Origin of the sequence: Lachnoanaerobaculum sp. OBRC5-5, assembly GCF_000296385.1 — a bacterium.
Lineage (GTDB): Bacteria > Bacillota > Clostridia > Lachnospirales > Lachnospiraceae > Lachnoanaerobaculum.
In genome coordinates, this window is the sequence record NZ_JH815185.1 from 17072 (window position 1) to 41254 (window position 24183).

Sequence of the window (24183 nt, forward strand, 5' to 3'; positions counted from 1 at the left end):
GAAAAGTAAGAATATACAACAATTACATTGACTTTAATACGTTGGATATGGAATAATAAAGAAAACGAACGAGAGTAAAAGAAAAATATTTACGTAAATATTTTAACAAAAAGAGATGTTTTGAAAGGAGCTCTACCGGTGATTAAATTTGGTATTATAGGTTTTGGTTACATGGGGCATAAACATGAGCTGAAGATTGCACAGACGGAAGGCATGGAATTAGTTGGGATTTGTGATATTGATGAGTCAAGAATGGACGATGCCTCAACTCCGGGAGTGATTAAATATACAAGTGCAGACAAGTTACTCGAAAATGAAGATATTGATACTGTACTTATAGTAGTTGAAAATCATAAGCATAGAGAAATGGTAGAAAAAGCTGCAAAGGCCGGAAAAAACATTATATGTGAAAAGCCGGTTGCACTCAGTGTAAAAGAGTATGATGAAATGATAGAGGTCTGTGAGAAATACGGTGTCGGATTCACAATTCATCATCAAAGGCGATATGACAAAGATTATAGAACAATGAAAACAATCTATGATCAGAATACGCTCGGAAATGTATATACAATTCAATCAATGCTTTATGGTGTAAACGGGAATATGCATGATTGGCATGTATATAAAAAGTATGGTGGCGGAATGCTTTATGACTGGGGTGTTCACTTAATTGACCAGATATTATGGATGGTGCCGTCAAAAGTTGAGTCTGTTTATGCTCAAGTAAGGAATGTTATTAATTTTGAAGTTGATGATTATTTTAAAATTGATATTAAGTTCCAAAATAATATTCGTGCAGAAATAGAACTCGGTACATATTTTTTAGGGGATAAAGAAAACTGGTTCGAGCACCACTGGTTTATTGGTGGTGACAAAGGAAGTGCATATTCAGACGGATTTTTCCCGAAAGGAAAAATTGTAAAGACAACTCGTCTTCTTACCAATGTTCCGGGAGAGACAACCATGACTTTTGCAGGGCCAACCCGTTCATTCGGACAAATTGATAAGGATATTCTTATAACAGAAGAACTTCCTATTGCTAATAATGAACAGATTGAATTTTTCGAAAATTACAGAGATGCAAGAGAAGGAAAGACTGAATTTATAATTAAGAACTCTGAAATAAGACGTGTAATGCAGGTTCTTGAGGCGGTTTGGGAGTCTTCAGAGAAAAACGAAGTTATAAAGTTTGAAGGAGGCTTATAATGCGTGTTGTTGTCTGGGATGAGAAATTGCACGAAAAGGAAGAAAGAGTAAGAGAGGTTTATCCGAACGGTATTGCTGCAGAAATAGCTGCAGGAATAAAAAAAGAGTTAGCATATGTTGATGATTTTGAGGTTGTTTGTTTAAACAGTGATATGGAAGAATTTGGATTAACTGAAGAGACGTTGAATGGAACAGATGTACTTGTGTTTTGGGCACACCGTAGCCACAACGCTTTCCCTGATGAAATAGTGGAGAGAATATATAATCGAGTAATGAAGGGAATGGGTCTTATCGTACTGCATTCAGCACACTTGAGTAAAGTATTTAAAAGACTTATGGGTACAAGCTGTACATTGAAGTATCGTTTTGGAGACTATGCACGTATATGGACAACTACTCCTTCACATCCTATTGCAAGAGGTATACCGGAATATTTTGATCTGGATGAGGAAGAAATGTACGGAGAATTTTTTGATATTCCTAAGCCTGATGACGTAGTTTTTACCACTTGGTTTTCAGGAGGTAATTTATTTAGAGGCGGTTGTACATGGCAAAGAGGATATGGTAAGGTTTTCTACTTCCATCCCGGACATGATACCAATTCGGCCTATTACAATTCGACAGTTTTGAAAGTAATTGCCAATGCGGTTTTATGGGCTGCACCTACAAAAGAAAGAGCGGATATTAAATGTGAAGAATATCCGAAAATAAATTTATAGAATATAGAAACATTATATTTAAAAAGTGAAACTAAAATTTGCGCAAATAATATTAATATTATAAAAAGATACAATATGGAGGATATGTATGAGATTAGGTTATATGACAAATGCGTTTGGACCTTTAGTGGGATCGGGAGCAGGAGTGACAAGTGCTAAGGATATCAGATATGTAACAATGTGTGATGATCAGGAAGCTATGAAGGCGATTCGTGAGATTGGATTTGACCATATCGAAGTTCTTGACGGAAATTTAACTAAATATGCAGATAATATTGACAACCTTAAGGACATGATGAAGAGTGCGGACGTAAAGATGATGAGCGTGTGTATAGGTGCCAATTTTATTTATAAAGATGCTTTGGAAGATGAGATGGCTCATGTTGAAGAAGTGTGTAAGGCGGCTAAGGAAGCGGGAGTTACTTATTTGGTAGTTTGTGGAGGAGCAATAAGAACAGGTGGAATCAGACCGGGAGATACGAAGCTTTTAGCTGAAGGACTTGACGAGCTGGAGAAAATCACCGATAAGTACGGCTTGGTTGCATGTTTCCATCCGCATCTTGGATCAATTGCGGAGAGTCCAAAGGAGATAGATGAGCTTTTTGCATATTCAAATATTAAGGTTTGCCCGGATGTTGCGCATCTTCTTGCAGGAGGATATGATCTGCTTGAGTTTATTAAAAAGTATTATGACAGAATTGCATTGATACATTTAAAAGACCTTAATGATGAGGGATTTGCACCGCTTGGAACAGGAAGAGTTGATTTGGACGGAGTGATTTCATATGTTAAGTCAAGAGGTTATGACGGTGATTGGCTTGTAGAAGTGGACGGATATGCAGGTGATGCAAAGGAAGCTTGTAGAATCTCATATGAGTTTTTAAAGGGTAAACTTGTATAAAAATAATATAAAAAATGAATTAGGGAGAAGATATAAAATGAGAATTAAAGCGTTGGCAGCAATAGCACTTGCAGCAATGGTTATAAATGCAACAGGATGTGCACAAAACGGAGATAGCGGTAAGACTGAATCAGGTCAATCAGCAGCGGAGCAGACAGTTAAAGAAGGTAATTCTACAGGAAATACTCAGAGCTCAGGTGAAGAGGAGCAAATATTGACAAAAGGCCCACACGGAGAACAGGGAGTTAATGCAGATACAATCACTTTGAGTGATGAGCAGAAGAATGCTATAAAGGAAGGAAACTTTAAGGTTGCACTTTGTATGCATTATGGCGGTAATGACTGGGCAACAGCACAAATAAATGCTATTAAAAACACCTGTGCAGAGTTGAACATGGAAGTTGTGGCTGTAACAGATGCAAACTTCTCAGCAGAAAAGCAGGTGGCTGATATAGAGACTGTAATGGCGCTGAAGCCTGATGCAATAATTTCAATACCTACCGATGTTACAGCTACTGCAGATGCTTATAAGAGAGCAATAGATTCAGGAATCAAAGTTGTATTTATGGATAATGCCATGGCGGATATGGAAGGCGGAAAAGATTATGTATCTTGTGTATCCGCAGACAGTTATGGAAACGGTGTTGCTGCAGCAAGATTACTTGGAGAAAAATTGAACGGTAAGGGAAAAGTCGGAATGGTTTATTACGATGCTGATTTTTTTGTTACCAATCAGAGAGATGCAGGATTTAGAGATACTTTGAAAAAAGAATTCCAGGATATTGAGATAGTTGCAGAGCAGGGATTTACAGATGAGAACGGATGTAATGAACAGGCAGATGCTATATTAACTCAGTTCCCTAATATCGACGGAATATATGCTTCATGGGATATTCCTATGGAAGGTATTCTTTCATCTGTAAGAGCAGCAGGATTGGAAGGAGAAATTGCTTTAGTTGCAATAGATCTCGGTAATAATATTGCACTTGAAATTGCCAAGGGTACAGTAGTTGGTGTAGGTGCACAGATGCCCTATGATCAGGGTGTTGCAGAGACTAAGTTGGCGGCATTGGCTTTGATAGGCGAGAGTACACCGGCATACGTTGTATGTCCTGCAATGAAGGTAGACAAGGGAAATGTAGTTGATGCATATGAAGCGGTTTACCATGTAGATGCTCCGGACTGGCTCACAGAAGTGGCTAAGTAAGTACAAAATTACCTGATTTAATTTTAAGGGGATGGAATGGAACACGTAGTATTAAAGATGGAAGGCATCAGCAAATCATTTGGAGATGCTAAAGTACTTAAAAATGTGCAATTTGAATTAAAACATGGAGAAGTTCATGCACTTGCAGGAGGCAACGGCGCAGGTAAATCAACATTAATGAAGATAATGACAGGAGTATATACGCATGATGAGGGAAAAATTTTCATTGATGGAAAAGAGACTGTAATTGAAAAGCCTCTTGATGCTAAAGCGCAAGGTATCGCAATGATTTTTCAGGAACTTTCACTTGTACAAACGATGACAGTTGCGGAAAATATTTTTCTCGGTACAGAGATTGTAAAAAACGGTATTAGAGATGTTAAAACCATGAATGAAAAGACGAGTCAGATTTTGCATCGTCTTGGAATGGATATTTCGCCATCTACAATTGTGTCCGAATTAAGCGTAGGAATGAGTCAAATGGTTGAAATTGCAAAAGCGGTTTCCAAAGATGCTAAAATTCTTGTTTTTGATGAACCTACAGCCGCACTTTCAGATTCGGAAACAAAATGTTTATTTGAGATAATAACGCAGCTGAAAAATGAAGGGGTTTCAATGGTCTATATATCCCATCGTATGAATGAGATTTTAAGTATTTGTGACAGTATCACAATTCTTAAAGACGGGGAGTATGTAACTACTCAGGACATCAAGGATATGACATTAGATAAAATAGTTTCATATATGATGGGTGGAACTTCCGGAAAAGGTCATAAGTTTGAGTGGGTAGAACGAAAACATGATGAGAATGCCGGAGATGTACTCAAGGTAGAACATTTGAAAGTAAATGAAAAAATAAATGATATTTCATTTACATTAAAACATGGAGAAATCGTCGGTTTTGCAGGCTTGATGGGAAGCGGCAGAACAGAGATTCTTGAAAGCTTATTTGGATTGAGGAAGAAGGAAGGCGGAACGGTAATACTTGAGGATAAGGAAGTTCATATAAAAAATCCTACAGATGCTATACAGAACGGATTTGCCTTTATCCCGGAAGACAGAAGAAAAGAAGGGCTTGTATTGATGCATTCAATAAAAGACAATGCTGTTTTACCTATCCTTGACAGATTATGTATTAAAGGAATATTTAATGATGACAAGAGGGAATGTGCGCTTGTTGAAGACAATATTAAAAAATTCGGAGTCAAAGCGGAGCATATTAATCAGGAAATAGGCCTTTTATCCGGTGGAAATCAACAGAAGATAGTTATAGCTAAGTGGATGAATACCAATCCTAAAGTAATTATGCTTGATGAACCTACTGCCGGAGTGGACATAGGTGCAAAAGGAGAAATACTTGAAATAGTAAGAAGTTTTGCAGATCAAGGTTGTGGAGTAATCTTCGTATCATCCGAGCTTGCTGAAATGATGGCAATATGTGATCGAATAATTATACTCTATGATGGACGAATTACAGGAACGATAAGTAGAAAAGATATTAAATTAGAGGAGGAACTTCAAAATGCAATCCAAATGGCATAAGAAGCTCGAGGTTAGTAAGTTTACCGTATATATTGTGCTTGGGATAGTATTTATATTTTTCTCAATTGCATTGAACGGTAAAGGGTTTATAGCTCCGAGAAACCTGTTGAATATATTAAGGCAGACAGCAATGGTATCTGTTATGGCAGTTGCCGGAGTGTTTGTTCTTGGAGCCGGACAAATAGACTTGACAGTAGGCTCAACCGCGGCAATGAGTGCAATGTTTTCAGCGCTTGTACTGCAGGCCACAGATAATATATTGTTTGCCGTTATAATAGCATTATTATTTGGTGTATTTGTAGGTTGTATAAACGGTTTGCTTGTGACTAAGCTTAAGTTACCTTCATTTTTGGCTACACTGGGAATGATGCAGGCAATTCGAGGAATGGCAATGTGGATAACTGATACGGCTGCCGTACCTATTAAAAATCAAATTTTTAATAATGTTTTCGGAACCGGATATATAGGTAAAGTATCAGTGTTGATTCTATGGACAGTATTTTTCTACATTATCGGATTTATATTGTTTAATAAAACACGCTTCGGACGTCATGCACTGGCAACCGGAGGAAATGAACTGGCTTCAAAATATTCAGGTTTAAAAACTGAAAAAATAAAAATGATGATCTTTATGATGTCCGGAGCATTTGCGGCATTTGCCGGAATTATGTATGCAGGAAGAATGCAGTCGGGAAGATACTCATTTGGAGACGGTGATGAAATGTCGGTAATTGCATCGGTGGTACTTGGAGGAGCGGCAATGTCAGGTGGAACAGGATCTATGATAGGTGCGCTCGCAGGATCACTTTTAATGGGAATGATTAATAATGCATTAATATTGGCAGGACTTTCATCTGCTCAGCAGAAAATTGTAAACGGAGCAATTATTATTTTTGCAGTTGCTTTAAGTAATATTGTTCAAAATAAAAAAAGAAAATAACCTTAGGAGGTAGAAATCATGAAAACAAAGAACATTGGAGTTGTAGGAGCGGGATTTATGGGAAAAGCACATTGTGTTGCACTTTCCAATATGCCTAAATTATTCACAGATGCACCTTATGTACCGGTATTTAAAACAGTGTGTGACATAGTACCTGAGATTGCTGAGGATTTTAAGGAGCGTTTCTCTTTTGAAAAAGCTTGTACAGATTATAGGGATATAATAAATGATCCGGAGATTGATATAGTTTGTGTATGTACACCAAATGATTCTCATGCGGAAATTTCAATAGCCGCTTTAAAGGCAGGAAAGCATGTGATTTGTGAGAAGCCTATAGCAACAAAAACAGAAGATGCAAAGGCTATGGCTGAAGCTGCAGAAGAAGCTGCAAAGAAGGGCATTGTGTCAATGTGTGGATATCAGTATAGAAGAGTTCCTGCAATTGATGAAGCTAAAAAAATTATTGAAAGCGGCAGACTTGGAGAAATCACAAATGTGCGTGCACAGTATTTACAGAGCTGGTCTGCAGACCCAAGATCTCCACTGTCATGGCGTTTTGTAAAGGAAACTGCAGGTGCAGGTACACTTGGTGATATCTTTACACATGCACTTGACATTGCACAGTATCTTGCAGGTAATGTAACAGATGTAGTATCAATGGTTAAGACATACATAAAGGAGCGTCCTGTTCAGGAAGGTGGAGTGGACCTTTTAGGAACAGTAAAGCTTGGCGATGATGCAAAGAAGCAGGTTGTAGATGTTGATGACGAGGTATCTGTACTTTGTAACTTTGAAAGCGGTGCAATCGGTAGTGTAGAAGCAACAAGAATGGCTTGGGGACGTAATAACTACCTTACAGTTGAGGTTCACGGAACAAAGGGTTCACTTACATGGAACTATGAGCGTTTAAATGAGCTTGAAGTATGCTACGGTATGGAAGACAATGACGGTGAGAGAGGCTTCAGAAAGATATATACAGGTCCGGCAAACCCACATGGAGATGTAACTTGGAATATACCGGGAATGAACATCGGCTATGGTGAGCTTAAGGCAATTGAAGCATATGAGTTTGCTAAGGCTGTAGAGGGTGGATATCAGCCAACTACAAGCTTTACTGTAGGATATCAGCTTGATAGAGTATGTGAGGCTGTCCTTGAATCAAATGAGAAGAAAGCTTGGGTACAGGTGAAATGAAAATAGGTTTTGTAAGTGCTATCCTTGATCAAAGCAATTTCGAAGAAATGATGGATATAGCAGCCGATTTGGGATATCAATGTGTGGAAGTAGCTTGCTGGCCAAAAGGAAAAGCGGAGAGAAGATATGCAGGTGTAAGTCATATTGACGTAGAAAATACTGATGATTCCTATGTAGAATATATAAAGAATATTTGCAAAACTAAGGGAGTGGAAATCTCATCTCTTGCATACTATCCTAATCCTTTAGACGGAGATTTGGAGAAAAGAACTGTAGCTGTAGAGCATTTGAAGAAAGTAATACAGTTTAGCAGTAAACTTGGGGTTAATATGGTTACAACCTTTATAGGAAGAGATCAGACTAAGACCGTTGAAGAGAATCTGGAACTTGTAAAGGAAGTATGGCCACCAATTATTAAGCTCGCTGAAGAATGTGGAGTAAAAGTGGCAATTGAAAACTGTCCTATGTTATTTGGTCCGGACCAGTGGCCGGGAGGACAGAATTTGATGACAACACCAGCTATCTGGAAAAAAGTCTTTGATATTATTTCTAGTGATAACCTTGGTATCAACTATGATCCGTCTCATTTTGTATGGCAAATGATAGATTATATAAAGCCGATTTATGAATTTAAGGATAAAATTTTCCATGTTCATTTTAAGGACATAAAGCTCTATCGCGACAAGTTGAATCAAGTGGGTGTAATGGCATATCCTTTGGAGTATATGTCACCTAAGATTCCGGGATATGGAGATGTTGATTGGGGTAAATATGTATCTGCTTTAACAGATGTCGGATATGACGGATACACATGTATAGAAATAGAAGACAAATATTTTGAAGGATCAAAAGAAAAAGTAATTGATTCATTAAAACTGTCAAAGAAGTATATGACAAATTTTGTAATCTAAATAATAATTTGAATTAATTAAAGATAGTAGGGCACTGATTCATTTTGTTTCAGTGCCTTTTTCAACGGAACATTTGTACTGTTTATATGGGTTTTAATAGAAATCGAGTGTTTTAAATGCTATAATATTTTAAAAATAAATATGCACCGGTTGAAATTCAAACCTTTATAGAATTAAAAGAAACTACATCAGGATTATATTATTTTGCAATAGGAGAAAGTATGGCATCCATAAAAGATATAGCCAAAATGGCAGGAGTATCTACTGCAACAGTTTCACATGTAATAAATAAAACGAGATATGTAAGCCCTGAACTTGTGGATAAGGTCGAGAATGCGATAAAAAATGCAGATTCTCCACCAAAGTTCGTTGTCAGGAGACAAAAAAAGATTCGTGAAAGTATATATCAATCTCAAAAAGGAGCCTTACTATATATTTGTCAGGATGAAGATGATAATTATATCGGAGAAATTTGGAATAAACTTAAGAAGTTAATGGAGAGTAGCGGCTATACAATAGTTAGGTGTAATTGCAACAGTGAGTTTGAAATGAGTATTATCAACAAGTTGCTTTCAGATAATAACGGTATTATAGGCGTATTTGTTTCGGTTAAATCTGATAAATTATATGCACAAAATATAATTCGGTCATTACAGATTCCATGTGTAATAATCGGAAATGAGGTGGATGATTCCGCATTTGACAGAGTAACAACAGATATATATAAAGCTGCATATGATTGTACCATGCATTTTATTAGAAGCGGACATGAAAAAATAGCTATCCTAATGGATAACTCATTGAAAAGTTATAATAATGATTTCATGAAAGGGTATGAAAACGCGCTTAAAGACGGTGGGATCAAGCTGAAAAATCGATATGTGTTGTATAAATACAGTTATGATAAAAAGATATCGGATATGTTGTCGGGACTTTTAGGTGGAAATGATACACCAAGTGCTCTTTTAATTACAGATTCGGACTATATTTATAGTGTTTATAGATATATTATGAAAAGAAATGTAAGATGTCCTAAGGATTTATCAATAATGTGTGTTGGAAATGAGGGTAGTGCACCGTATCTAAATCCGGCTCTTTCTATGGCGGAAAATGATTGTGAACGCATTGTAGGTAAAGCGGTTGAACTTATGTTGGATAAAATAAAAGAGTTATCTGAAAATGATAAGTATGAGGTTATTCTTAAAAAGCCTTCTAAAATACTTGTATCTGCCAAGATGATTATTCGAGATTCAACTATCGGCACGGCAAGAGGTCCGTTTGGAGAAAGAGGAGCTGATATGCATACGCTTACTTTAACAGAGAAAGAAATGGATATTTGCAGGATGAAAAAATTTACGGCAGTTATTGTTTATCATTATATAGGAGCTTCATTTATGAAGCTACACGAACAAGGAGTTAGAGATGTCTTTGACAGACTTGGTATCACGATAATTGCAGTAATGGGATGTCAGATGGATTTTTCCATGCAAAGAAAACAAATACAAAGTCTTTTAATGCTGGAACCTGATATTATGATCGCATTTCCGGTAAACCATACAATGACACAGGATGTATTTAAAGAAGTAATAAGAACAAAGACGAAACTGGTATTTATGGGACATGTTCCTGACGGTTTCGAGGGAAAAGGATATGTATCTTGTATTAATGTTAATGAACGCAGTAACGGAAGAAATATAGGTAGAGGTCTGGGTGATTATTTACTTTTAAATCATAAGAAAAATATCGGTATAATTCGATATGGACATCAGTTTTATGCCACAAATCAGAGAGATTTGGCTGTAGAACAGATTATTAGAGAAGAATATCCCGAGTTAAGAATTTGTGCTACAGAAGTATTTTCACAGAAAGATGAATATGAGAAAACAAAAGAACTTCTAACTTGGCATCCTGAGATTGACGGAATATATGTTTCATGGGAGGGACCCGCTATAAAAGTAGTTGAAGCTCTTCATGATATAAATAGAGAAGACATTATTGTAGCAACATCAGATCTTGATTTTTCTGTTGCATTGGATATGGCAAAAGGTGGATGCATTAAGGTGCTGAGTGCACAACAGCCTTTTGAAGAAGGCCAGGCGGCAGCTTTATGTGGAGCAAATGCTGTTCTTGGGAAAAAGGTACCTTCTTTTGTTGCGGTTGAACCTGTATTTGTTACAGCGGAAAATCTGATTAAATCTTGGAATGCAATATATAAAAGTAAGGCACCTAGAGAAATAATTGACGCTTTACAAAAGAATGAACAGTTTATGAGTGAATGATATTAAATATGTAATACTGAGAAGAATCATATATATGCATGATAAATTTGTGTTAACATTGTTGATAAATTACTGCAATACCCGAAAGGAGTAAATATATGAAAATAATATATGCCAATGCTGACATGCTGTTTTACTTTATATTTATATTTTTAACTATTGTACTTTTAGTATTGAAAATTTCAAAATATAAAAGAGACTCTAAAGTGGTAAAAGTTATAAAAAATATACTCGCTATTCCTGTCGTCATTTTAAATATGTTGATTTTTGATGATTTGAATATCTCGTTTCAGCTTTTTAAAGATGAAAATAAAACAGATAACAAGAAGTGAGTATATGTATGACAGATTTACAAAAAAGATATGAAGAATTAAAAAAGCAAAACTTCCCGGACGGCGAACGAGTGAAATTTATTGCGGATTTAGGCGCAAGTGACGAAATAGAATATCATTATCAGCTGATTTGTAAAGACAGGGATGAGGGTGCGAACTTGAATCTGTCCGGCAGCTTTTATAAACATGACAAAGAGGGATTGGAGTTTTTATTTACAGTTTTAGATAATGAAAAAGATGAAAATCTAAAAGTATTTACCGCATACCTTATGGCTGAAACTCTTTCAAAACTGAGACATAGAGATTTTTACTTAGAGTTTTGCAGCAGGCTTATTCCTGTTATGACTTCGCTTATAGAGACAAAAGATGCTTTACTTAGACAAAAAATCATTATAACGTTCGGATGGATAGGATCTTTAAATGAGATTGATATTTTGATAAAGCAAATGTCGGAAGATAAAGACAGTCTTTGCAGAGCATGGTCAGCATCAAGCCTTATGCAAATGTCATTTCACGGAATTGATAAGGAAGTGATTCAGGAAAAGACAAAGCCTTGCTTTGCTTTAGCAATTGCAGCAGAGACTGATTTACATGCCTGTGGCATTATGATAGAGGCGGCAGGGATTTTATTTGGAAAGAAATGGATAAGCTCATCGGCTGTGGAAGATATGGATGCTGAGAAAATAGAAAAGGCAAGAAAGTCGGCTGTAAGATTTTTGAATAAATAGAAAACCTAGACTGCAAATTGCACATTATTACATCCTATATTACAAAATAAATTTGACGTCCGGCCTGATTTTCTGTATAATACTTTTCGTCAAAAAATGACGTAGACTTAAAGGGGAGCATAATATGCTACCCTTTTATTATTCAGTTAAGGAGGTATAGCGTATTAAAGGTATAAGAAAGAACTTAAGCTTTGTATTTATTATATTGATGTTTGCACTGTTGGTTTCAGGCTGTGCAAAGGAAAGTGAAAACAATAATATTCATATCGGAACAGGTGGGACAGGCGGTACATATTTTGCATATGGGAATGCCCTAAAGGATATTGCCGAGCAGGAAAGCGATATTGACATGAGTATACAGATAAGTGCCGGTTCGGCGGCAAATCTAAGATTGCTTGAAAACAATATCGTCGGTATGGCAATAGTGCAAAATGATACTCTTACGGATGCTTACAACGGAAAAGGTGAGTTTGAGGGGAATCCTTTAAAAATAACCAAGGCTGTTGCAGGACTTTATACGGAGAGCTATCAAATAGTCGTAAATAAGAAACTGAAGCTGAACTCCGTGGAGGATTTGAGTGGACTTAGAGTTTCGGTAGGTGAAGAGGGCTCGGGTGTTTTAAAAAATGCAAAGAATATTCTTAGAGCCTACGGTATGACTGTAGATGATATTGATGTGAGATATCTGTCATTTGAAGATGCCGCAAATGCCTTAAAAAACGGTGAGTTGGATGCATTCTTTGTAACGGCGTCGGCACCTACAAAGGCAATTTCGGATTTGGCTGATTCAAATGTACCTATCGATATTCTTTCGTTGGATGACAGAGCAATAAGATTTCTTCAGAACAGTTATAGCGGATATAGTGTTACTACAATTAAAAAAGGTACATATAAGGGTATAAACAAGGATATTACCACAGTTGGAGTAATGGCTGTGCTTGTGGCAAACAACAATATAAATTCAAGCAATATTGAAACTGTATTAAATCTTATAAAAGCACATCAAGACAGCTTCAATAAGATATCAGGTAATACTGTAAATTTTTTTGACGAAGCAACTTTAAACAGTATTGTTGTACCTTTCCATAAAGCAGCAAGTGAATGGTACAGTGCGAACGGAATAACCGGATTAAAGGCTGAGGTTAAGGCTGATAATGTTTCAAGAAAAACTTTAAATCTGGATATGTATCAGACGGTTGCGGTTGCGGTACTTGCACTATTTATTGGAGTACTTTTAAAGGAAAGAATAAAGTTTTTAACAACATTTTGTATTCCTGCGCCCGTGGTAGGAGGTATGATTTTTGCCATAATATTCTGTGTATTGTATGCACTTGGCATTCTTGAGATAAATTTTGATGAGACTCTAAGAAATGTATGTATGGTAATGTTCTTTACCTCAGTAGGATTCCAGGCAAATATGAAGGTGCTAAAGAGCGGCGGAAAGGGTACATTTATCTTCCTGGCTTTGGTATTGCTGCTTATAATATCTCAAAACTTTGTAGCGGTAGGGCTTTCTAAACTTCTTGGCATAAATCCGCTTATAGGTATGTGTACAGGTTCCATACCTATGATTGGTGGACATGGTACGGCAGGAGCTTTCGGACCTTTACTTGAGGATATGAATGTTGACGGTGCGACAACACTTGCTACAGCAGCGGCTACTTTCGGACTTGTAGCAGGTTCACTGATGGGCGGACCTTTGGCAAACAGCCTTATAAAAAAGAAAAGTCTTATGGATACCGCAGTATATGAAGATGACAGTATGCTTGTGGAAGAGGAGATAAAGCACAGAAGAGAAGTTTCAATGTATGCACCTGCAGTGTATCAGATTACATTGGCAATGGGTATAGGAACTATTGTATCTTTTGTACTTTCAAAGACAGGAATGACCTTCCCTGTTTATATAGGTTCTATGATAGTTGCGGCTATAATGAGAAATATCAGTGAATATACAGACAGCTTCAGAATACATATGGGTGAGATAAACGATCTTGGAAGTATTTGCCTTTCTCTTTTTCTTGGAGTGGCAATGATTACATTGAAACTTTGGCAGTTGGCGGCACTGGCCCTTCCTCTGTTTGTACTATTGGCAGGTCAAGTACTTCTTATGTATATCTTTGCAAGATTTATCGTATTCAAATCTATGGGAAGTGACTATGATGCGGCTGTTTTGGCGGCAGGCACATGTGGTTTCGGTATGGGTGCAACACCTAATGCCATGGCAAATATGCAGGCTGTTACAGAGAAATATTTGCCTTCGGTAAAGGCATTCTTACTTGTGCCGATAGTCGGAAGTATGTTTGCGGATTTCTTAAATAGTTTGACAATAACATTTTTCATAAACTTCTTAGGTTAAAAACAATTTAACCTAATTTAAAAGCTCACCTTATATGAGGTGAGTTTTTTATTGGAATAGTATATATTAACTGAGATTTTAGTTGAACTTTTTGTAATAAAATATTATATTGGATAGGACAGCTTTTGTAAAAAGTCTTATGTGAAATAAAAGAGAAAATGTTGGAGAGTACAAAACTTTTTGACTGAAAATATATAAAAATAATACCTAGGGGGACAAATGTTAAAGGGAAGAGTAACTATACCTACAGATGTTGATATCATTGAAGAAACAAAGGAAATAATGGAGCTTTGGGGTGCTGACGCCATCAGAGATTGTGACGGAACAGATATGCCGAAGGAAATAGAGGAACTGGATGCAAAGATCTATGCTACTTATTATACCACCAGAAAGGATAATGAGTGGGCAAAGGCTAATCCTGATGAAGTGCAGCAGATGTATATAATGACTGACTTCCATATGGCAACTGATGATACTCTTAGAATCAGATTGATGGAAGGCTTACATCCTGATCTTTTGAAAGTCAATGATTATGATGATATAAAAAGATGGTGGGAAGTCATGGACAGGACAATCGGAGAGCCTGTGAGTGACTGGAGTTATGAAGACGGTGAAGTAATTATAAATGCAAAGAAGTACCATGAATATACGGTAAGTTTCTTGGCTTATATCATTTGGGATCCGGTACATATGTACAATGCGGTGACAAACGGCTGGACAAATTTTGAAAAGCAGATAACTTTTGATGTACGTCAGCCAAAAACAAAAGTCTATTCTATGAAGAGACTCAGAAAGTTTTTGGAGGAGCATCCGAAAGTTGATGTAATAAGATTTACTACATTTTTCCATCAGTTCACATTGATATTTGATGAACTTGCAAGGCAAAAGTATGTGGATTGGTATGGATATACAGCTTCCGTAAGTCCATATATTTTAGACCAATTTGAAAAGGAAACAGGAATCAAGTTCAGACCTGAATATATTATAGATCAGGGTTATATGAACAATACTTACAGAGTTCCATGCAAGGAATATTTTGCCTTCATAGATTTCCAAAGAAGAGAAGTTGCAAAACTTGCTAAAGAGATGGTGGATATAGTTCACGAATACGGCAAGGAAGCGATGATGTTTTTGGGTGATCACTGGATCGGCATGGAGCCTTATATGGAAGAGTTCAAAAATATAGGTTTGGATGCAGTGGTTGGAAGTGTAGGAAACGGACAGACACTTAGACTTATCAGTGATATAGAAGGCGTGAAATATACAGAGGGCAGATTATTACCGTATTTCTTCCCGGATACATTCCATAAGGGAGGTGATCCGCTTGGAGAGGCAAAGAGAAACTGGATAACAGCCAGAAGAGCAATACTTAGAAAGCCTGTAGACAGGATAGGCTATGGCGGTTATTTGAAGCTTACACTTGATTTTCCTGAGTTTATAGATTATACAAAGCAGGTATGTGATGAGTTTAGAGAACTGTATGCAAATGCGCAAGGTTGTAAGGCTCATTGTATCAAGAAGATTGCAGTGCTAAGCGGTTGGGGAAGATATAAGGCATGGGGAAATCATATGGTACACCATGCTATATACTATAAGAACAACTATTCATATGCAGGAGTAATAGAGGCACTTAGCGGTTCACCTTTTGATATTGACTTTATCAGTTTCGAAGATATTTTAAAAGATAAGGATATTTTAAACAGATTTGATATAGTTATGAATATCGGTGATGCGAACACAGGACAAACCGGTGGAAAGTATTGGACTGATGAGAGAATACTTACAGCAATAAGAGATTTCATATATAATGGCGGAGGCTTTATAGGTGTAGGTGAGCCGAGCGGATATAATTATCAGGGAAGAACATTGCAGCTTGCAACTCAGCTTGGAGTGGAGCTTGAAAACGGCTTTACTTTGGCAAAAGGCAAGTATTATAAAGAAGTAAAATCACATTTTATTACAGAGGAAGTTTGTGATGAAATATATTTCGGCGAAGGCAAGGACTTCATATATGCACTCGAGGGTACAGATATTCTTGCACTAAGAGGAGATTCAGTACAGCTTGCATGTAAGGAAATTGGAAAAGGACGTACGGTTTATATCAGCGGTTTACCTTACAGTTTGGAAAATAACAGATTGCTTTATAGAGCAATACTTTGGGCTACACATGATGAAGAGGGTATACACAGATGGTTTAGTACCAACTTGAATGTGGAGGTAAATGCCTATGTGGAAAACAATAAATTCTGTGTGGTAAACAATACCTATGAATCTCAGTCTACAAATGTATACAAGGGGGACGGAAGTTCATTTGAACTTACACTTGAGCCTAATGAAATAAAATGGTTTGAAATAGAGGGAAAAGTATGAAATCGAATGTAATAGAAGTATTGCAGCAATATAATAATTTTACCGAACTGAAAGAGTTTTCGGAGTATGGTAACGGACATATAAATGATACCTATCTTCTGGATTATGAGGGATCGGGTAAGGTTATTTTACAAAAGATAAATAAGTCAATATTTAAAGAGCCGAAGAAGCTTATGGAAAATATTGCCTTGGTAACATCATTTTTAAGAGATAAGATTGAAAAAAACGGCGGAGATCCGGACCGTGAGACTCTAAATCTTATAAAGACCAAAGACGGACAAAGCTTTTACGAGGACAGTAAAGGAGATATTTGGAGAGCCTATAATTTCATATCAGATACTATATGCTATGAACAGGTTACAAATGCCAAAGAGTTTTATGAGTCGGGTTATGCTTTTGGAAATTTTCAAAATCTTTTAGCGGATTTTCCGGTTAATAAACTTAGTGAAGTTATCAAAAACTTCCACAATACAGAGGACAGATTTGCTACATTTAAAGCACAGATAAATGAAGATCCTCTGGGCAGAGCAAAGAATGTTAAAGAAGAGATAGACTTTTTCTTAAACAGAGAGGAATATACTCATATCTTTAACAGAGCACTTGCAAATAATGAGATTCCTTTGAAGGTTACACATAATGATACCAAGCTTAACAATATTTTATTTGATAAGGATACCAAGAAGGCATTGTGTGTAATAGACCTTGATACTATAATGCCGGGAGTTGCAGCATTTGACTTTGGTGATTCTATTCGCTTCGGTGCAAATAAAGGACTTGAGGATGAGGTTGATTTGTCAAAAGTTGGCCTTGATATTGAGTTGTTTGAAGCTTTTACAAGGGGATTTTTGGAAGCTTGCGGTAAGAGTTTAAATAAAAGAGAGATTGAACTTTTGCATTTGGGTGCTGTAGTGATGACCTATGAATGCGGTATAAGATTTTTGGGAGATTATATTGCAGGTGATAAGTATTTTAAAATTGCAAGAGAAAATCATAATCTTGACCGTGCAAGAACTCAAATAAAGCTTATTTCGGATATGGAAGAACATATTGAAGAGATGAAAAAGATTGTAGAAAAGTATATTTAGTTTATAGAAACGGATACTGATATGTTAAATAAAAAAATTATACTTTGCGGTTTTATGGCAAGCGGAAAAACAACTGTAGGAAGAGCATTGGCTAAAGAGATTTCTACCTGTTATGTAGATACAGATGAGCTTTTGATAGAAACTTATGAAATGGATATACCGACCATGTTTACAAAATATGGTGAAGATTATTTTAGAGATTTGGAGCATGAAACAGCTAAAAAGGTTTCCGAAATGCCGGCCGGAGTTATTTCTACAGGTGGAGGAATGCTTTCCTTTGACAGAAACGGTGAGGTTTTGAAAAAGGGAGGCACTATCATATGCCTTGTAAGGGATTTTGATAAGATTTATGAAGATCTGCTCTCTGATACAAACAGACCTCTTGCAAGAGATAAGTCAAAGGAAGAACTTAAGCAGATGTATGATATGAGGATTTCAAAATATCAAAAGTATGCCGATCATACTGTGGAGAATAACGGCAGTATAGAAGATTGTGTAAAAAAGATAATATCCATTATTGACGGAAATTAAAATAAATTATATACTGTTACGAAAGTATGTTCGAATGCTTCGAACATTGTAATGGAGAGATGTAATGGATACAAAGTATATAAAAATAAGAGGTGCCAATGAGCACAATTTAAAAAATATATCAGTGGACATACCAAGAGGAGAATTGGTTGTTTTAACAGGGCTTTCCGGTTCCGGAAAGTCCTCTTTGGCGTTCGATACCATATATGCTGAGGGACAAAGAAGATATATGGAGTCAATGTCTTCATATGCCAGAATGTTTCTGGGGCAGATGGAAAAGCCGGATGTGGAAAGTATAGAGGGACTGTCCCCTGCGATTTCAATAGACCAAAAGTCTACGAACAGAAACCCTAGGTCTACAGTGGGTACAGTTACGGAGATTTATGATTACCTCAGACTTTTGTATGCAAGGATAGGTATCCCTCATTGTCCTTGTTGCGGTAAGGAGATACATAGACAGAGTATTGATCAGATGGTCGACAGAGTGCTTACTCTTCCTGAAAAGACTAAGTTTATGATACTTGCACCTGTTGTAAAGGGAAAAAAGGGCAGACATGAGAAGGTACTTGAAAGTGCCAAAAAATCGGGCTATGTACGTGCTATGATTGACGGAAATATGTATGAACTCAGTGAAGAGATAGTACTTGAAAAGAACATTAAGCACAGCATTGATATTGTAATAGACAGACTTTCGGTAAAGGAAAATATAGAAAAAAGACTTACAGACTCATTGGAAGCCGCTCTGAATCTTGGCGGCGGCTATGCAACTATTGATGTGATAGACGGTGAGCCTATGAAGTTTTCACAAAACTTTGCCTGTCCTGATTGCGGTATTTCAATTGATGAGGTGGAGCCGAGAACCTTTTCTTTTAACAATCCTTTCGGAGCATGCCCTGACTGTGCAGGACTTGGATATACTATGGAATTTGATGAAGATCTTATGATTCCCGATAAATCACTTTCTATAAATCAGGGAGCTATAATAGTACTTGGATGGCAGAGCAGCAATGATAAGAAAAGCTTCAGTAATGCCATGCTAAGAGCACTTGCAGAAAAGTTTAACTTCAGTTTGGATACACCTTTTGAGGATTATCCGAAGGAAATACATGATATATTGATTTACGGTACTACCGAGCAGGTGGATGTAGCATATACCGGTCAGAGAGGTAGCGGAGTATATCCTGTTATATTTGAAGGTCTTATAAAAAATATGGAAAAGCGTTATAGAGAGACATTTTCACAGTCTGCCAAGGAAGAGTATGAGCAATATATGAGAATTGCACCATGTAAGTCCTGTGGCGGAAGAAGACTAAAAAAAGAGGCTCTGGCTGTAACTCTTGGCGGAAAAAATATCTATGATGCTACAGATGCTTCTATTACCGATTTTAGAAATTTTATAGACAGCTTGGAGCTTACAAAGATGCAGGAAGCTATAGGTGCACTCATTTTAAAGGAGATCAGGGCAAGAGTTACCTTCCTTATAGATGTAGGTCTTGACTATCTAAGCCTTACAAGAGCGACAGGTACACTTAGCGGAGGTGAAGCACAAAGAATAAGGCTTGCTACTCAGATTGGTTCGGGACTTGTAGGTGTGGCTTATATATTGGATGAGCCAAGTATAGGACTACATCAAAGAGATAATGATAAGCTGCTTGCTACATTGAAGCATCTAAGAGATATAGGAAATTCAGTTTTGGTGGTTGAGCATGATGAAGACACCATGATGGAAGCGGACTATATAGTTGATATAGGACCGGGAGCCGGAAGTCATGGCGGTGAAGTGGTAGCTACAGGAACTGCTAAGGAAATAATGGCAAATCCGAATTCCATCACCGGCAAATATCTTTCAGGTGAAATAAAGATACCTGTGCCGGAGAGCAGAAGAACACCTACAGGTTGGCTTAAAGTCAAAGGTGCGGCTCAAAACAATCTAAAGAATATAAATGTGGATATACCTACAGGAGTGATGACATGTGTTACAGGTGTTTCAGGCTCAGGTAAGTCTTCTTTGGTAAATGAAATAGTTTATAAGGCACTTGCAAAGAAGCTAAACCGTGCACATACTATCCCGGGCAAGTATAAGTCTATAGAGGGTACAGAGCAGCTTGACAAGGTAATTGCAATAGACCAGTCACCGATAGGAAGAACCCCAAGATCAAATCCTGCCACATATACAGGTGTATTTGATATGATCAGAGACCTCTTTGCGGCAACTCAGGATGCCAAGATGAGAGGATATAAGAAGGGGAGATTCAGCTTTAATGTAAAGGGTGGAAGATGTGAGAGCTGTTCAGGTGACGGTATCATAAAGATAGAGATGCATTTTTTGCCTGATGTGTATGTACCATGTGAAGTCTGTGGCGGAAAGAGATACAACAGAGAAACTTTGGAAGTCAAGTATAAGGGTAAGTCAATATATGATGTACTTGATATGACTGTGGAGGAGGCTTTAACATTCTTTGAGAATGTGCCTACTATAGCAAGAAAAATACAGACATTATATGATGTAGGGCTTTCTTATATCAAACTCGGTCAGCCGTCTACAGAGCTGAGCGGTGGAGAGGCTCAGAGAATAAAGCTTGCAACAGAGCTTTCAAAGAGGGCTACAGGAAAGACTATTTATATTTTGGACGAGCCTACTACAGGTCTTCATTTTGCAGATGTACATAAGCTTGTGGAAATACTTAGAAGACTCTCAGACAGTGGAAATACGGTACTTGTTATAGAACATAATCTGGATGTTATAAAATGTGCCGATTATATAATAGATATAGGTCCCGAAGGTGGTGCAGGAGGTGGCGAAGTGGTTGCTACCGGTACCCCTGAGGAGATAGCTAAAATAGAGAAATCATATACCGGAAAGTATGTGAAGAGATATTTGTAGCAGGGTTAAATATAAGTATACTGTATACATGTGCAACAAGAGTTGATTTAGCAATAAAAAATGATAAAATATAATTGCCTCTTGATAGAGACTATCATTTCAAAAGTTTTATATCAGCGAAAAAATTTGAAGCTGAATATTAATTTTTGAAAAGTTGGAGGTGATAGAAACGGATTGCATAAATGGTATTGTTTTGCAGAAAGGAATATATTATGAAACAGGAATTACTTGCAAAAATGAATGCTTATTTAGCAAATCAGGAGATTATGTACATTAAGTTACATAATATGCACTGGAATCTGAAGGGACATGGATTTTTCACTCTTCATTCCAAATTGGAGGAATATTACGATCAGACAGCCGAGATTATCGACGAGGTAGCTGAGAGAATACTTGCTAAGGATGCTCTACCGATAGCTAACTTAAAAGAAGCGTTGGAAATTAGCAAGGTAAAGGAACTTCCGGACAAAGCCATCAACATTGACGAGGCTATTCGTATACTTACTATCGATGTTGAATACTGGGTAAACGATTCAAAGGAAATCGTGGAATTGGCTGATAAGGAAGGTGATGTTGTTACCGCAGATATCTTTACAGGCTATGTAAAAGAATATGAAAAGACATTGTGGATGCTTAAAGCATTTGCACAAAACTAAACACTAAAAAGCTCAAGGCACAGTCGAAAACGGCTGTGCCTTTTTAAAAACTTAGATATCCAAAGCGGCTACCAAAGTGTAATCACTTGGATTCTTAAAATCATGTTTAATATTTGAAACATCAAGGCTCCAGTTTCCGATTCCCGAATACTTTGATGACAATATCATATGGAAGTTGAGCATTGCCGCACCGAGTCCCAATAAATTGTCATTCTTTGTGACCACTTCATCAAACTGATTAAATAAATAAACATGAGTTCCGTTTATAACGAAACGATAATTTTGATGATTCAAAAAGCTTGGTGAAAGGCTGGCTGCATAAAGTGCATCGGCAATAACCGGATCAGCATATTCGTCATCAAAATTATAAGGAGTATCAAAATCGGAATCAAACGCCAAAGCTGTAACTGCAATCTTTGGAGCGATATGTCCTGATTTGCTGCTTATACTTACATTAGAAGGTGAGTGTATATCAAGCTTTGTAGTATCCTTTTCTTTTTTACCATATCCGAATGCCACCATAGCGGCTATGTCCATGTCGGATTCGATAAGTAAGACCTTCTTTACCATATCACTGTCATCACAAGTCAAAAAGCATGATGACAATCCCATTTCTTCAAGTTTTAAAATAATATGTTCAGCCATAAATCCTGCATTAACAAGATAATTATCTTTCTTCTCAGACAAAATAACCAGGTAAGCAGGAGCATTAAATGCATTTCCACGATATCCGGCCACACCTGAAAGTCTTTGAGCGGTATCTTCATTTGCGGCTATAAGCACTTTTGTATTTACATCGAAAAGCTTCTGAGCTGAATTGAAAAATCCTGTAATCTCATCTAATTTAGCTTGCTCAACAGGCTTTTTGAGAAAATCTCTGATAGAATTTCTCTTTTCAATAAGTTCTAAATAATTCATACATTTATTCCCTCCACAGTACAAATTCCAAAAGATTGAATTATATATATTATACAAAAAAAAGCCTGTAAGGTCAATTTTATATATGTTTTGAATTGAAAAAATATATTGTGGAAGCATTTATTATCGGCTCATTAAAGATAGTTTTTGATAATAAAATTATACTTTAGATTTAAATAAAATAGAGTGAAAAATACACAAAAAATAAAATATCTTATCTCTATATAAGGCTGCAAAAAGTTAAAATAGCTAAAAATATTTGAATTAAAAATTTCAACATAAAATGTGTACAATTATTTAAAATAAGTATGGTAAATTTGCCTATATACAAAAATATAGTAAGTGATATTATCATATTTATATAAGATGAAATCGGTTACATAAATACTGATGCAGGGTGGTTTTAAATTGAATATAAAAGAGATTGCCAAACTGGTTGGAGTGTCATCGGCTACTGTGTCCAGAGTATTAAATAATTCAGGATATGTTAAAGCTGAAACCAGAGAAAAGGTTTTACAAGTAATAAAGGAGAACAATTATATACCAAGTGCTATTGCCAGAAGTCTTAGTAATAAAGAGACTAACAGTATTGGTGCCATTATTCCGGATATTCAAAATGAGTTTTTTGCAAAGCTTATTTCAGGAATAACCGAATCGGCAGATAGACATGGTTATAATATGGTGCTTTTAAATTCCAATGAAGATATAAATAAGGAACATGAGATACTCTCAATGGTGGAATCACAACACTTTAAGGGGATTATTATAACGCCGGTTGCATATAATGATACTATAACCAAAGATTTTTTATTAAGATTTGAAAAAGTGGGAATACCGGTTGTACTTGTAGATAGAGATATAAGATCAACTTCTTTTGCCGGTGTTTTCGTAGACAATTTTAAAGGTGCATTTGACGGTGTGAATGAGCTGATAAAAGCAAATCACAAAAGAATTGCTATTATTAGCGGACCTGAGACATCCAGACCGGGAAAAGACAGGTACAGAGGATATATAGCCGCATTGGAAGAACAAGGTTTAGATATAGATAAAAAGTATATAGTACATGGAGATTTTAAAGTAGATAAGGCGTATGAGTGTACAAAAGAGCTGTTAAGTTTGGAGGAAAAACCTACTGCTATATTTACATCAAATAATCTTACAACAATGGGATGCTTGAAGTATCTTACTGAGAACAATATAAAGCTTGGAAAAGACATTTCAGTTCTTGGATTTGATGATATAGATGCTCTAAAAATGATTGGATATAATATATCAGTCGTAAGCAGGGATGCAGGTTTGCAGGGGGAAGAGGCAATGGAGTTGTTGCAGGAACGTTTTATAAAAAAGGACGGTATGGACGGAAAGCAGGTAATGGTTCCATACAAAATTATACTTAGAGGATCTGAAAAGTGTGAGAAGTGAAC

Annotated in this window: 19 protein-coding genes and 1 pseudogene; 19 read left to right on the top strand and 1 reads right to left on the bottom strand. The window is 36.6% G+C overall.

Going from position 1 to position 24183, the window contains the following annotated elements:
• Positions 1 to 138: 138 nt before the first annotated feature.
• The 18 genes and pseudogenes from HMPREF1135_RS00105 (at position 139) to HMPREF1135_RS00185 (ending at position 21841) form a co-directional block, all read left to right on the top strand.
• Positions 139 to 1206: a Gfo/Idh/MocA family protein gene (locus HMPREF1135_RS00105; protein WP_007590696.1), complete on the top strand. Its 1068-nt coding sequence runs from the start codon at positions 139 to 141 to the stop codon at positions 1204 to 1206.
• Positions 1206 to 1925, top strand: a complete 720-nt coding sequence (locus HMPREF1135_RS00110; RefSeq protein ID WP_007590697.1) for a ThuA domain-containing protein — start codon at positions 1206 to 1208, stop codon at positions 1923 to 1925. The genes HMPREF1135_RS00105 and HMPREF1135_RS00110 overlap by 1 nt, the downstream gene beginning before the upstream one ends.
• 88 nt (positions 1926 to 2013) lie before the next feature.
• On the top strand, positions 2014 to 2826 hold the full coding sequence (locus tag HMPREF1135_RS00115; protein WP_007590698.1) for a sugar phosphate isomerase/epimerase family protein: 813 nt from the start codon (positions 2014 to 2016) through the stop codon (positions 2824 to 2826).
• A 37-nt stretch (positions 2827 to 2863) separates the two neighbouring features.
• On the top strand, positions 2864 to 4033 hold the full coding sequence (locus tag HMPREF1135_RS00120) for a substrate-binding domain-containing protein (RefSeq protein ID WP_007590699.1): 1170 nt from the start codon (positions 2864 to 2866) through the stop codon (positions 4031 to 4033).
• Between the two features lie 36 nt (positions 4034 to 4069).
• Positions 4070 to 5575: a sugar ABC transporter ATP-binding protein gene (locus tag HMPREF1135_RS00125; RefSeq protein WP_007590700.1), complete on the top strand. Its 1506-nt coding sequence runs from the start codon at positions 4070 to 4072 to the stop codon at positions 5573 to 5575.
• Complete coding sequence (locus tag HMPREF1135_RS00130; RefSeq protein ID WP_007590705.1) at positions 5556 to 6515, top strand: ABC transporter permease; 960 nt, start codon at positions 5556 to 5558, stop codon at positions 6513 to 6515. Before HMPREF1135_RS00125 ends, HMPREF1135_RS00130 begins: the two co-directional genes overlap by 20 nt.
• Positions 6516 to 6533: 18 nt before the next feature.
• On the top strand, positions 6534 to 7709 hold the full coding sequence (locus HMPREF1135_RS00135; protein WP_007590706.1) for a Gfo/Idh/MocA family protein: 1176 nt from the start codon (positions 6534 to 6536) through the stop codon (positions 7707 to 7709).
• Entirely contained in the window at positions 7706 to 8620 is a 915-nt protein-coding gene (locus HMPREF1135_RS00140) for a sugar phosphate isomerase/epimerase family protein (protein WP_007590708.1), read from the top strand. The genes HMPREF1135_RS00135 and HMPREF1135_RS00140 overlap by 4 nt, the downstream gene beginning before the upstream one ends.
• Positions 8621 to 8841: 221 nt before the next feature.
• A complete protein-coding gene (locus tag HMPREF1135_RS00145; RefSeq protein ID WP_007590709.1) occupies positions 8842 to 10899 on the top strand; it encodes a LacI family DNA-binding transcriptional regulator in 2058 nt (685 codons plus the stop codon).
• 98 nt (positions 10900 to 10997) lie between these two features.
• Entirely contained in the window at positions 10998 to 11231 is a 234-nt protein-coding gene (locus tag HMPREF1135_RS00150) for a hypothetical protein (protein ID WP_007590718.1), read from the top strand.
• An 8-nt stretch (positions 11232 to 11239) separates the two neighbouring features.
• Complete coding sequence (locus HMPREF1135_RS00155) at positions 11240 to 11959, top strand: HEAT repeat domain-containing protein (protein ID WP_007590719.1); 720 nt, start codon at positions 11240 to 11242, stop codon at positions 11957 to 11959.
• Between the two features lie 208 nt (positions 11960 to 12167).
• Positions 12168 to 13016, top strand: a pseudogene (locus HMPREF1135_RS14505) (TAXI family TRAP transporter solute-binding subunit); the annotation flags it as partial.
• A 126-nt stretch (positions 13017 to 13142) separates the two neighbouring features.
• On the top strand, positions 13143 to 14315 hold the full coding sequence (gene gltS, locus HMPREF1135_RS14510; protein ID WP_315051715.1) for a sodium/glutamate symporter: 1173 nt from the start codon (positions 13143 to 13145) through the stop codon (positions 14313 to 14315).
• A gap of 219 nt (positions 14316 to 14534) precedes the next feature.
• Complete coding sequence (gene gnpA / locus HMPREF1135_RS00165) at positions 14535 to 16685, top strand: 1,3-beta-galactosyl-N-acetylhexosamine phosphorylase (protein WP_007590728.1); 2151 nt, start codon at positions 14535 to 14537, stop codon at positions 16683 to 16685.
• A complete protein-coding gene (locus tag HMPREF1135_RS00170; protein WP_007590730.1) occupies positions 16682 to 17770 on the top strand; it encodes a phosphotransferase enzyme family protein in 1089 nt (362 codons plus the stop codon). The genes gnpA and HMPREF1135_RS00170 overlap by 4 nt, the downstream gene beginning before the upstream one ends.
• 21 nt (positions 17771 to 17791) lie before the next feature.
• Positions 17792 to 18301 carry a shikimate kinase gene (locus HMPREF1135_RS00175; protein ID WP_007590734.1) on the top strand — a complete coding sequence of 170 codons (510 nt, stop codon included), beginning with the start codon at positions 17792 to 17794 and terminating at the stop codon, positions 18299 to 18301.
• A 64-nt stretch (positions 18302 to 18365) separates the two neighbouring features.
• Positions 18366 to 21185: an excinuclease ABC subunit UvrA gene (uvrA, locus tag HMPREF1135_RS00180; protein ID WP_007590741.1), complete on the top strand. Its 2820-nt coding sequence runs from the start codon at positions 18366 to 18368 to the stop codon at positions 21183 to 21185.
• Between the two features lie 212 nt (positions 21186 to 21397).
• Positions 21398 to 21841 (top strand): Dps family protein, encoded by a 444-nt coding sequence (locus tag HMPREF1135_RS00185; protein ID WP_034212781.1) that lies wholly within the window; start codon positions 21398 to 21400, stop codon positions 21839 to 21841.
• Positions 21842 to 21892: 51 nt separating this feature from the next.
• Here HMPREF1135_RS00185 and HMPREF1135_RS00190 read toward each other — a convergent pair whose 3' ends face one another.
• On the bottom strand, positions 21893 to 22759 hold the full coding sequence (locus HMPREF1135_RS00190) for a nitroreductase family protein (RefSeq protein WP_007590744.1): 867 nt from the start codon (positions 22757 to 22759) through the stop codon (positions 21893 to 21895).
• Between the two features lie 408 nt (positions 22760 to 23167).
• On the opposite strand from HMPREF1135_RS00190, the gene HMPREF1135_RS00195 reads away from it, so the two are divergent.
• Positions 23168 to 24181 (top strand): LacI family DNA-binding transcriptional regulator, encoded by a 1014-nt coding sequence (locus HMPREF1135_RS00195; RefSeq protein ID WP_198006702.1) that lies wholly within the window; start codon positions 23168 to 23170, stop codon positions 24179 to 24181.
• The last annotated feature ends 2 nt before the right edge of the window (positions 24182 to 24183 follow it).